Annotated in this window: 10 protein-coding genes; 3 read left to right on the plus strand and 7 right to left on the minus strand. The window is 56.9% G+C overall.

All coding sequences use genetic code 11. The features are described from left to right. Window positions 1–83: 83 nt before the first annotated feature. The 3 genes from GSQ75_RS06975 (at window position 84) to GSQ75_RS06985 (ending at window position 4,969) form a co-directional block, all read left to right on the plus strand. Window positions 84–956, plus strand: a complete 873-nt coding sequence (locus GSQ75_RS06975) for a fumarylacetoacetate hydrolase family protein (RefSeq protein ID WP_158753729.1) — start codon at window positions 84–86, stop codon at window positions 954–956. After that, window positions 953–3,889, plus strand: coding sequence for an FAD-binding and (Fe-S)-binding domain-containing protein (locus GSQ75_RS06980; protein WP_158753730.1), 2,937 nt, complete (start codon window positions 953–955; stop codon window positions 3,887–3,889). Before GSQ75_RS06975 ends, GSQ75_RS06980 begins: the two co-directional genes overlap by 4 nt. A gap of 246 nt (window positions 3,890–4,135) precedes the next feature. Continuing rightward, window positions 4,136–4,969, plus strand: coding sequence for an enoyl-CoA hydratase/isomerase family protein (locus GSQ75_RS06985; RefSeq protein WP_158753731.1), 834 nt, complete (start codon window positions 4,136–4,138; stop codon window positions 4,967–4,969). Between the two features lie 54 nt (window positions 4,970–5,023). Here GSQ75_RS06985 and GSQ75_RS06990 read toward each other — a convergent pair whose 3' ends face one another. From GSQ75_RS06990 to GSQ75_RS07020, 7 genes are all read right to left on the minus strand, one after another. Further along, window positions 5,024–5,500: a hypothetical protein gene (locus GSQ75_RS06990; protein ID WP_158753732.1), complete on the minus strand. Its 477-nt coding sequence runs from the start codon at window positions 5,498–5,500 to the stop codon at window positions 5,024–5,026. A gap of 169 nt (window positions 5,501–5,669) precedes the next feature. Continuing rightward, window positions 5,670–6,896, minus strand: coding sequence for a CoA transferase (locus GSQ75_RS06995; RefSeq protein WP_158753733.1), 1,227 nt, complete (start codon window positions 6,894–6,896; stop codon window positions 5,670–5,672). 37 nt (window positions 6,897–6,933) lie between these two features. Next, the gene (locus GSQ75_RS07000) at window positions 6,934–7,767 is read right to left on the minus strand and encodes an enoyl-CoA hydratase-related protein (protein ID WP_158753734.1); all 834 of its coding nucleotides are present in this window, start codon (window positions 7,765–7,767) and stop codon (window positions 6,934–6,936) included. After that, window positions 7,764–8,555, minus strand: a complete 792-nt coding sequence (locus GSQ75_RS07005; protein ID WP_158753735.1) for an enoyl-CoA hydratase-related protein — start codon at window positions 8,553–8,555, stop codon at window positions 7,764–7,766. Before GSQ75_RS07005 ends, GSQ75_RS07000 begins: the two co-directional genes overlap by 4 nt. A 42-nt stretch (window positions 8,556–8,597) precedes the next feature. Next, entirely contained in the window at window positions 8,598–9,818 is a 1,221-nt protein-coding gene (locus GSQ75_RS07010; protein WP_158753736.1) for an acyl-CoA dehydrogenase family protein, read from the minus strand. Between the two features lie 78 nt (window positions 9,819–9,896). Continuing rightward, window positions 9,897–10,862 carry a 3-hydroxyacyl-CoA dehydrogenase NAD-binding domain-containing protein gene (locus tag GSQ75_RS07015; RefSeq protein ID WP_158753737.1) on the minus strand — a complete coding sequence of 322 codons (966 nt, stop codon included), beginning with the start codon at window positions 10,860–10,862 and terminating at the stop codon, window positions 9,897–9,899. 1 nt (window position 10,863) lies between these two features. After that, window positions 10,864–11,793, minus strand: a complete 930-nt coding sequence (locus GSQ75_RS07020; protein ID WP_158753738.1) for a 3-hydroxyacyl-CoA dehydrogenase — start codon at window positions 11,791–11,793, stop codon at window positions 10,864–10,866. Window positions 11,794–12,046 lie beyond the last annotated feature (253 nt).

Genomic DNA, 12,046 nt, shown 5'->3' on the forward strand with positions numbered 1-12,046 from the left:
GTCTCAACGCGAACATCGCGAAGCGGTTTGGCCAATGGGTTCGTCGGAAGCGTGTCCGCAGCCCACTGCTTAAGGAGAAACCCATGCGCATCGTCCATTTCGAGAGGGGAAATGTCCTAGGGATTGCGGCAGATGAAGGCTCAGGCTGGCACGGCCTCACGGAGCGCGAAAACGGATTTCCAGGCACCCTTCCCGAACTGATTGCGCAAGGTGCAGATCTGTTACGCATAGGCAGAGGCCTTCTACCTATGCATGCAATCGACCTCAACGCAGTTCGGATACTGCCTCCAGTGCCCAAGCCGCCGAAAATCTTCTGTGTCGGTCTCAACTACGATGATCACCTCGAGGAAAGCGGACTCAAAAAGCCGGTCTATCCCGAAATTTTCGCGCGGTTCGCGACGAGTCTGATCGCTCACAGCGAGCCGATCCTTCTGCCACCCGAATCGATCGCACTGGACTATGAGGCAGAGCTCGCCGTGGTGATCGGCCGGGGAGGACGCCGCATCAACCGCGACAGAGCCCTCGAGCACGTTGCGGGCTACTCCCTCTTCAATGATGCGACGATCCGCGATTTTCAACTGCGCACGCCGCAATGGACGATAGGCAAGAATTTCGATGGCACAGGGGCGTTCGGCCCTTGGCTGGTGACGCCCGATGCCCTGCCACCGGGGGCTCACGGGCTGCACATTCAGGGGCGCTTAAACGGCCAGGTGATGCAGGATTCGTCTATCGACAAGCTCATTTTCAGCGTCCCAGTGCTGATCGAAACAATCAGCATCGCGATCAGTCTTGAGCCGGGTGACGTGATCATCACTGGAACCCCCGGTGGCGTTGGAGCGGCGCGCAAGCCGCCTATTTTCATGAAGCCGGGCGATGTCTTCGAAGTGGAGATCGAGGGAATCGGTGTCTTGAGCAACACCGTCCAGAGCGAGTCACAAGAGGATGCGCCGCGATGAGAAAGCTATTTTCTGCGACTCCTTCGCGCATTGGACGAGGCAATGGCCCATCAGAGAGCGATGCAGTTCCCGCCTCTCTGGTCGATGGGACACCCACTAATCTGAAGACTGATCTCATCAACCTATTGGGAAAGCAGAGCGTCCTCCACAGAGCGATCGATCTCGTACGGTTTGCCTCCGACGCAAGCCCATATCGGCTCATCCCACAAGTCGTCGTGCAGCCTCGAACCACCGAAGACATCGTCAAGCTCTTCCGCTATTGCCGAGAGAACGGGAGGCACGCGACGCTTCGCGCCGCGGGGACCAGCCTGAACGGTCAATCTCTATCGGACGATCTACTCATCGACGTGCGCCGTCATTGGTACGGCGCCAAAGTGGAGGACGATGGCTTCAGAGTGCGCGCGCGTCCTGGAATGATCCTAGCGCACGTAAACGCAATGCTCGGGCGATACGGCCGACGGCTCGGACCGGACCCGGCAAGTTCGAAAGCGTGCACCATCGGTGGCGTGATCGCTAACAATTCCGGTGGTATGCGCTGCACCGTCAAAAACGACGCTTATCAGACAGTTTCGGCGATGACGTTCGTAACAGCCTCCGGTGCTGTAATCGACACCTCAGCTTCCGACGCGGAAGCTGCATTTGAACGAGCCGAACCTGATCTTGCGGGAGGGCTGCTGGCACTTCGCGAAGAGCTGCTCGCCGACCGGGAGTTGGCCGACCGCGTGCGACGCAAGTATTCGATACGGAACACCCATGGCTATCGGCTCTGCGCGCTGCTCGATGGCGAGACGCCACTTGAAATCTTTCGTCGTCTGCTTGTGGGATCCGAGGGCACGCTGGCATTCGTTGCCGAAGCGGTGATTGGTACCGTTCCTTCTCCGAACGTGACCAGCGTCGCCTGGATACCAGTCCCAACCATCGACGAAGCAGTCGGCTTAGTTCCCAGCCTCGTTGCTCTCGGAGCCACCGCCGTCGAGTTGATGGTCGCCCCCGCCCTCACTGCCGCCGGCCAAGCTTTCGCGAACACCCCTTGCTATTGGAAAACTCTCGATCCAAAAGCTGCAGCCCTGCTCGTCGAGTTTGGCGCCGAAGACATGCAAGCGCTTGAAGTCTTGCAAAGCAAGGTCGTCGAGTTGACCGCTCACGCCAATCTACTCCATCCCGTAGAGTTCACGAGCATGGAGGAAGCTGTCGAGCTGGCGTGGCACGTACGCGAAGGACTACTCGGGTTGATCGGCAAACTGCGTCCGAAGGGTTCGACGCTCATAACCGAAGACGTGTGCTTCCCGCCTGAACGCCTGGCGCAAGGGGCAAGAGACGTCCAAGAATTGCTGAGCAAGCACGGCTTCATCCCCGGGGTCGCGGGCCACGCAGCCCACGGAAATCTTCACTTCACGCTGGTCGCAGACTTTGGCGACCCAAAAGACCACACGCGGTACGAGGTCTTCATGAAGGAGCTCGTCGATCTCGTCATCCGAAAACACGACGGCTCACTAAAGGCTGAGCACGGCACCGGTCTCAACATGGCGCCTTTCGTCGAGGCAGAATGGGGCGCAAAGGCCACCGCCATGATGTGGCGAATCAAAGAACTCGCCGACCCTAAAGGCATCTTAGGGCCGAACGTGATCCTGACCCACAATGCAAAAATCCACTTGGAGAATATGAAATCGGTGCCGTTGATCGAAAACGTCACGGACTCCACGCAATGCATTGAGTGCGGATTTTGCGAACCGGTTTGTCCCAGCCGCAACGTCACCATGACACCAAGGCAGCGGATCGTGACCAGGCGTGAAATGGCCCGCCAATCGCCTGAATCCCCGATGCTTGCCCAACTGCAAGAGGAATATCAGTACGACGGAATCGAGACCTGTGCCGGCGATGGTACATGCGCGATTCCCTGCCCGATCGGAATCAACACCGGCGCGCTGATCCGCGAATTCCGTGCAAAAGAGACCACGTCGACGGCCGACAACGTCGCGTTGCGACTCGCCAAGAACTGGAGCGCGGTCGAGACGCTGGCCCGAGGTAGCCTGTCCGCCACGCATGCGTTCTACAAGCTATTCGGAGTCAAGCCACTGACGGCATTGACCGGGGCTGCGCGAGCGATCGTGAGTTCCGATCTGATGCCCAGTGTGCCGGGTCCTATGCCTCGGGCAGCTCGGGCTCCGTCTTCGACTCCAAAAAATGGTGCCGTAGCCGTCTACTTCCCCGCGTGCATCAATCGGATGTTTGGCCGCGATCCGGATGGCCCGGCTTCGCCGTCCTTGCCGGAGGCATTCGTCACGCTGTCCGAACGAGCCGGAAAGCCGTTGTGGATTCCGCCTGATGTCGCCGGCCTATGTTGCTCCACTCCTTGGAAGTCGAAAGGCTATCCCAAAGGCCACGCGTTCATGGCCAAATCCATCGCCGACGCCATGCTGCGATGGAGTGACGGCGGTAAGCTCCCGATCGTCGTTGATGCAGCATCTTGCACTCTCGCTCTCAGCCAGGATATTGCTTCAATACTCGACGCTGAGACCAAGGCCAAGTACGAGAGTTTGACCATCATCGACTCGATTGCATGGTGTCGCGACCTGCTTCCGAAGTTGACTATCCGGCGGAAACTCGGACGGATCGCCGTACATCCAACGTGCTCTATCACACATTTGGAATTGGCTAAGACGCTCAAGCAAATCGCGACACATTTGGCCGATGATGTCGAGGTGCCGATTGGTACGACCTGCTGTGGCACGGCTGGTGATAGAGGCCTCTTACATCCCGAACTCGTCGTCTCGTCGACCCGCGAGATCAAAGCCGTTCTGGATGCTCACCCGGCCGAGGCCTACATTTCAGCGAACCGAACCTGTGAGATGGGCCTTCGACATGCGACCGGGCGACCGTATGAGTCGTTTGTTTTCCTGCTCGAAGAATTGAGTCGTCCGGAGGCGCACTGACGAACGATCCGAGCGCATCGAGACGCTTACTTACCGACAGATCGGCCCTCCGAAACGCTTCTGCGAATTGCGAGTAGCAGCCTGCAGAACTTTTGCAGCCTCCTCTGCTCTGCCTAACCGCATCCACCTCAGCCTCGCGCGCCGCTGCTCGCAGTTGCTACATACCGCATAAGACCACGCATTCGAAAACATGGATCCTGCTGAAATCGGGCCTTACTAAATCGATCGCCGAATAGGAGCCAACCCATGCCATATTCCGACTACAAATGTTTCCAACTCAAGTTCGAATCCGGAGTCGCATTCATCAGCATCAATCATCCTCCGATAAATCTTCTTGATGAAGTTCTGTCGCCGGAATTCGACAGACTCGGTAGAGAGCTCGAATTCGACGAGAGTGTCCGGGTTATCGTCTTGCAGAGCGCTCTTCCTGATTTCTTTATTGCCCACTCTGGTTTAGGCCGGGTCGGAGCTGCTTCCAAATTGGTATCGCATACGCGAAGCTTTCGTCTTACACAGATGATCGGCGAGCGCTTCAGGAACATGCCCAAGGTCACCATTGCCAAAATCGAAGGACGGTGCCGGGGCGGCGGGAGTGAGATCGCGCTGGCTGCGGACATGTGTTTTGGTGCCATAGGCAAAGCGATCTTTGGCCATCCAGAGGTTGCGGTTGGGCTTGTACCGGGCGGCGGCGCTACGCAACGATTGCCACGGGTCATGGGACGCGCACGCGCCTTGGAGGTGCTGCTAAGTTGCAATGATCTCTCGGCGGAGCTGGCAGAACTTTACGGTTATATCAATCGAGCGTTGCCGGCCGAAGAGTTGACCCCCTTTGTCGAGAAACTGGCTCGCCGTGTAGCTGCATTTCCTGCGCATACCATCGCTCACGTCAAGGCAGCGGTGGACATTGGAGCATTTGGCTCCTTGGCCGAGGGGCTTCTGGTGGAAGCTCATGAGTCCGATTTGAGTGTGGCCAGCGAGGTGTCGCAAGCGCTCGTCAAGGAAGCATTGAGGGTCGGGGCTGAAACGTATGAAGGCGAGTTGGAGATGGATTTCATAGGGAGACTCTCCCCAACAAAATAACCCCGTGAGTCAAGATTGGCCGCACTCACATGCAGGGTGCGACACTGCTCAATGCTACGCATGATCCAATTTATATCGAGGAAGATGCATCGTTTGAACGATGGTATTCAGTTCAATGCGGCAGGCCAGGCTAAAGGGCTCAATAGGCGACTTCCCGGCACTGAGCGAGAGCTTCTGTATTTCATTCAGCGTCATATTTTTTTGAGAAAAATTAGCCGTTATCTTGCGCACGAGTGCCTCAGCTTCCTTCACGACTTCGCTGGAAGATGTAAGCCTCATTCGGCCCACCAGCGCGTGGACTTGCAACAAGCTCTCGAAGTCCTCCATGTCACGCGTTAGTGAACTGACGTACAAGTGCGATGCTTGATTAATGAAGTCAGAATATAGGGACTCCCTGGACGCCACGCTCCTGGTCAGAAATTCTCTGCGTGTCGTGCTCCTCTGTAAAATGACATTACTTAGAACTGGTGCGAGCGCGCCGATAGCAGAGCCCGTGAGCGCAGACAATGTGCCAATCAATGCCGTTTCCATAAGCACTCTTTCGAGGTTTGGGTCGAAATGGCGTAGGGATACTTATATAGCCCCCATACTCCTTGCTTTCACGAGACCACTCGCTCTGCTTGCCACTCGACAAGTGGTAGGCACCCATAAGCAACTGGGCGCTATCGGGCTTCATGATCATGTGGTCGCTATTGTTGTACTAGCCTGCATGTTCCTTCATCACCGGAACAGCTCCACTTATGCGCAACCCCTCTATTTCGGTTGCGTCGAATCCCAATTGCTGAAGAATTTCATCATTGTGCTCTCCAATCCTTGGAGCTCGCCTGGCGGATACCTTGGCAACACCATGCACCTGAATTGGGCTGCTGATTGTCGACGTCAGCTTACCGCCGGCGCCCTCGAGCGGAACGATGATGTTATTGGCATGAAGCTGTGGATCGTTAATGACTTCTCGCTGGTCACGCACCGCGCCGAACGTCACGTGAACACCGTTGAACACCTTGTACCAATGCTCCATCGGGTGCGCGCCGAAAACTTCGTCCAGGATGGCAGTGAGCTGCGGCATATTCGCCAACAGCTCTGCCGGATCGGCGAATCTCGGATCGGTCAGCAGATCGGGGCGGCCGATCGCGGTTGCCACGGCCGCCAACTTGTCAGAAGTAACAACAAGAACGAACCACGTGTCATCAGCAGCGCGGTAGACGTTCATCGCCGCATTCGCAGGATTTTTTCGATCGTGCAACCCAAAGAATTTTGCGTCGCACAGCGCAGCTTGGATAGAGACGCTCGCAGACCATACGCCTTGCGCGAGTAACGAGGTCGTGACATGCGCCCCTTCACCCGTTCGCTCTCGACGATACAGAGCGGTAACTATCGCCGAATAGAGTCCGACCGCGGTCGCGTTATCGCCGCTGCCGGCCACCGGCCACGTGGGTGGTGCGCCGGCATCACGCGTCATCGACAACAACCCGCTGCGAGCCCAGTACGACGTAATGTCAAAGCCAGGGAGATTTGCATCGGGCCCCTTATCGCCGAAACCCGTAACGTCTGCATAGATCAGACGCGGATTCCATGCAGCAACATCTTCATACTCAAGCTTAAGTCGCGCACGTGCCGGGTGCGGCGTATTGACAATGAGAACGTCAGCCCATTTGACGAGTTTCTCGAGGACCTGCTGGGAGCTCGGAGACTTCAGGTCGAGCGCCATACCCCGCTTGTTGCGATTGTTCAGGTGCCACGGGTAAGCATCCTCGGCGACAGGTTGTGGGGGAGCGTTGTGCGCGTGCCGCCACAGTTCGCCGCTTGGCGGTTCCACTTTGATGACGTCAGCGCCGAAGTCGGACAAGATCACCGCGGCACTGGGACCTGCGATGAAGCTCGCCATATCAACCACTTTCAGTCCGGAAAAAATATTCTCGCTTGCCATGTGTGTTCTCTTTGAATTGCTATATGCGACTGTTACTTCAGCGCCCTTGAAACCGGGGTGCACGTTTTTCGAGGAAGGCGGAGGTACCCTCCTTCTTGTCTTCGCTGGCGGCACAAATGCCGAAGTAGGCAGCTTCCAGCGCGAGGCCTGCGCTTTGGCTGGTCTCCATGCCTTTGTTCGCCGCATCCAAGGAAAACTTCACAGCAATGGGCGCGTTGGCCGCTACCTGCTTCAGGATGGTTTCGGCACGACCAATCAGGCTGTCCGCAGAAACGACTTCGTTGACAAGGCCAATGCGGTAGGCTTCTTGCGCGGAAATTGTTTCGCCGGTGAGGATCAGTTGCAACGCACGCCCTTTTCCTACAAGACGCGGCAAACGTTGCGTTCCACCCCCACCGGGCAAGAGGCCTAATTTCACTTCGGGCTGTCCGAATCTGGCATGTTCCACGGAGATCCGCATGGTGCAGGCCATGGCCGTCTCGCAGCCTCCACCAAGCGCAAAGCCATTGATCGCAGCGATCACCGGCTTGCCAAGATTTTCAATAAGGTCCAGCACACCTTGCCCGAACCGGCTCGACTCCTCCGCTTCGTAGGTGTCCAAATGCGCAAGTTCACCGATATCGGCGCCAGCAATGAATGCCTTGTCACCCGTACCGGTTAGGATCACACCGCGCACGGAGGTGTCGGCTTTCGCATCCTCGAACGCAGCTTTCAAATCTGTCCATGTGGACGTACTCAGAGCGTTGAGTACCTTGGGCCGATCGACTGTTACGTAGGCAATCGAACACTTTTTCTCGTACAGAACGTTCTCGAGGTTCAACCCCGTTGTTGAAGATGGTTCGAGTGCCGACGTAGTTATGGGCGAAGTCATTGCAAGGACCCTCCAACTGTAGCCTTCGACTTTGTGAAGTCGGGCTGGCGCTTTTCGAAGAATGCCGTGATGGCTTCCTTGGCATCACCCGATTGCAAGCGCGACGCGTACTCCTGGAACTCGAGTTCTGCAGCGGCCGTCATTTGAGCGGTCAAGGTGCGCCTCATCAGTCGTTTGCTCGCACGCACGGCTCCGGCCGGCTGTCGTTTCAATTTGTGTGCCGTGTCCAGAGCTGTCGCCATGAGGTCTGCCTCGTCCACGATGCGCGTGATGAACCCCAGCTCGGCAGCACGGTGTGCATCGAACTGCTGCGCCAGTAGAACCAATTCCGCTGCGGCGAGGTAGCCGATCTGCGCAGGAAGCCAATAGCTCGTTCCCAGTTCCGGTACCAGGGCGAGATTCACGAAAGGCATCTGGAATCTCGTGTGCTCCGCGGCGTACACGAAGTCGAAGTGCGTGAGCATGGTCGTGCCCCCGCCGATGGCGACGCCATGTACTGCGGCGATAAGTGGCTTGTCGAACTCGATCAGCGCCGCGAAAAAGCGGGCCTGCGGGCTGTCGTCACTCTTCGGGGGGTTGTGGAGAAAATCCTCGAGGTCATTGCCCGCGCAGAATGAATCGCCGGCTCCGTGCAGGAGCACAACCCGCGTTTCGTCGTCCTTGGCAGCAGCATTGAGCAGCTCGGCTAAGGTCGAGTACATGTTGGACGTCATTGCGTTCTTCTTTTCCGGTCGGTTGAACTGGATTCGAAGTATGTTCTCAAAGCGCTCGGTCACGATCTCAGGCATTTCCATCTCGCTAGATTTTCTGGCTGGTCGCCGCGGCGCGCGTCAAACAAAGGCGCCGTGACCGGTGATGGCTTTGCCGACGATCAGATTCTGCATCTGATACGTGCCTTCGTAGGAATAGAGTGCCTCGGCATCGGCGAAGAAACGTCCGACGTTGTAGTCGGCGAGGATCCCGTTGCCGCCCAAAAGCTCGCGTCCCCAGGCGACAGTTTCGCGCGACTTGGCCGTGCAGAACGCTTTCGCGAGCGCCGCCTGGTGATCGGTGAGTTTCCCCTCGTCATCGAGTTGTGCGAGCCGCAGCATCATGCATTGACACGCCGTCACGTTGGCGAGCATCTTGGCCAGGATGTCCTGCACCAACTGGAATGAGGCGATTGGCTTGCCGAATTGCGAACGCTCCTGCGTGTATTTAAGCGTGGCCTCGAACGCGCCCATCTGGATGCCGGTGGACGCCCAGCCCACCATGTAGCGTGTCATCCGCAAAACGCGCGCGGTGTCGCGGAACGAGTTGCCGCCCTGCAGGCGATTCTCCTCCGGTACCCGTACGTTGGTCAGCGTGATCTGGCCGTTCTGAACGACCTTCAACGCGATCTTGTGCTCCATCTTTTCGACGAGGAAACCAGGCGTATTCTTGTTCTCGATGATGAAGCCCTTGACCTGATTGTCATCCAGATCGCGTGCCCAGATGATCGAGATATCGCACCATGGCGAGTTGCCGATCCAGCGCTTCTGGCCGTTGATAACCCAGGTATCGCCCTCGCGCTTGGCCGTCGTATTCAGACCTCCGCTGGATCCCGAACCGACCAGCGGTTCGGTCAGCCCGAAACAACCGATCTTTTCAAAGCGCGCCATCGGCGGCAGCCACTTTTGCCGCTGTTCTTCAGAGCCGTCGAGAAAAATCGAGCCCATGGCCAAGCCGCTGTGTACACCGAAGAACGTACACATGGATGCATCGGTGCGCGCCATCTCCATCGTGACGTAGCCGAACAGTTTCTGGCTACCGCCAGCGCAGCCATAACCCTCATAGCCAAGCCCGCCGATGCCAAGTTCCTTGAACGAAGGCAGCAGTTCGAACGGAAACGCGTCATCGGACCAGTATTTGTTGATAACTGGCTGGACCTTGGTTTCCATGTAGGTCCGCACTTTTTTGACGATGTCTCTCTCCTCGGGCGTGAGAAGCTCGACGAGCAGATAGAAATCGCCATTCGGCACTGGCACAGGCTTCGGCCCGGCGGCCTTGTTCGTTTCGGTCGCTGTGGACATGTAGAGTTCCTATTTCCTGCGGCTGGAAAGCCGGAAGATTTAAAAAGGTATGATCGATCTTGGCGCTGATGCCCGATTTCAGTTCGATGTAGTTGAGCGGAACTTGTCGGCTTTGTTGCGCAGCTCAATCAGTCCGAGCAGAACTTCATCGCGCTCCGCCGCCAGTTCATCGATCGAGCGCGAACCGACCTCGGCATGCACGCCGTCGATCAGTTTTTGTTGGACTTCGGGCGTCAGCTGCGGATTGCCCAGCACATACCACCAAGCGGTCATCGGCCCGGTGAATTGCTGGAAGAAGTGCTCGATGCCGCCTTGGCCGCCACCGAGATGATTGAGCATCACCTGACCCATGATGCCCCAGCGCAAACCAGGCCCCCAGCACAGTGCGGTATCGACATCGGCGACGCTGACGACGCCGTCGGCAACGAGATGGTATACCTCGCGTGCCAGTGCGGCCTGCAAACGGTTCGCCACATGCCCAGGTACTTCCTTGTTTAAGCGGACGGTCCGCTTGCCGAGGCCGGTATAAAATTCAGCGGTACGTTCGATGGTTTTTTCCGAGGTCTTGGCACCCCCGACAATCTCGACCAAGGGCACCAAATGCGGCGGATTGAATGGATGAGCGATGACGCAGCGCTCGGGGTGTAAGGCACATGCCGACTGGATCTCGCTCATCGTCAAACCTGACGAGCTGGAAGCGATGATCACGTCGGCGTGCAATAGCTCATCGAGTTGACGATAGAGCGTCTTTTTGAAATCGATTTTCTCGGGCCCATTTTCCTGCACGAGATCGACATCTTTAATCGCATCGGGAAGGGACGCCGTGAACGACAACCTATCCTGCGAGGCACCGGATGCGAGGCCGAGCCGCTGCAGTGCCGGCCAGGCATTAGCAACAAAGCGAATCAACGCTGCTTCCGCGTCTGGCGCAACGTCGGTGGCGACGACATCAAGACCTTTGGCAAGGAAGAGGGCCGCCCAACTGGCGCCGATGACGCCTGTGCCAATAATCGCAATCCGGCGAATGGGTTTGTTTTGCGACATCTCATTGCTCCTGCGGGATTTCGGCGTAGGCGATACCGGTCAGGTTGCCTTGCGCGTAAAGAACATTTTGTTTATCGGAGCCATCAAGCCGCGCGGAGTAAATCGATCCGGCTAGATCGGTCACAAACATGCGATCGTTGGCCACATTCAGGGCGATGCCGATGCCTTCCATTAGATGGCTTATCAGGATCTCAGGCTCGGCTGGCTTGTCGTCGATAGAGGCGCGATTGACGGTATTGCCACGCGGAGGATCGCCGCGGTCGGTCCAGTAGAGCACACGGCTATGGACGTCGAGTTCAAGGTCGATCGGTTCCGGCAGGTCATCGAAAAAGACTTCGATGTCGGCTCTGGTTGCTGCCGCTTGACCTGCTGGAATGTTGAGATTAGCGCGCAAGATGCGACCGAGCCCGGCATCATCGGGTCCTTTTTGCGTCCAGTAGATTCGTTCGTATTTCTCATCGATCGCCAGTCCGACACACCAGCGCCTTTGATCGTGGCGATCGGTGTCGCTATGGCCAGTCTCGACCAGTGTCTCCAGCTGCGAGCCATCACGGTTGCAGCGCATGACACGCATTCCTTCGCGATCGCACCAATAGAGCTTGCCGTCTCGCTTATCGAGGATGATCTGCTTCGGTGTGTGGGTTTCTCCCTGCGCAACAATCGTCTTTCGATTCGTGCCGTCAATGTCGGCGCGTTCGATCGAGCCATCGTTGAGACTCGGCACACCCATGTTGGTCCAATAGATGTGACCTGCATCTACGTCAACCGCGATGCCATCCGGCAACCGGCAATCCGTTACGATTGTTTTACGGTCCGAACCATCCGGATTCATGGAATGAATGCGCCCGGCATTCAACTCAAGTACAAAAAGGCGGGAGACGGTGGCTTTGACGTCAACGTCTCGATTGTTTCCTTTGATAGTTTCAGACATGGGATACCTATCTATTGCTCTGACACGAAATTGGTCAGAGCCAAAGCGCTACAGTGCCGCGAGTGAAGCTTCTGGTATTGAATGAAACCGCCACCATAGGGACGATTGTGCTTATTACTAATTCGACTTCAGGCGAGCTTCGAGTCGTTAATTGCGTTTCAAATGGTTGTTATTTCATTTTTGTTTCAGCTAAATAAGAGAGCCGCGATAACTATGGAAATCGACTGGATTAGACTTCCAACGCCAACGATTA

Origin of the sequence: Dyella sp. S184 (genome assembly GCF_009766065.1) — a bacterium.
Taxonomy (GTDB): Bacteria; Pseudomonadota; Gammaproteobacteria; order Xanthomonadales; family Rhodanobacteraceae; genus Rhodanobacter.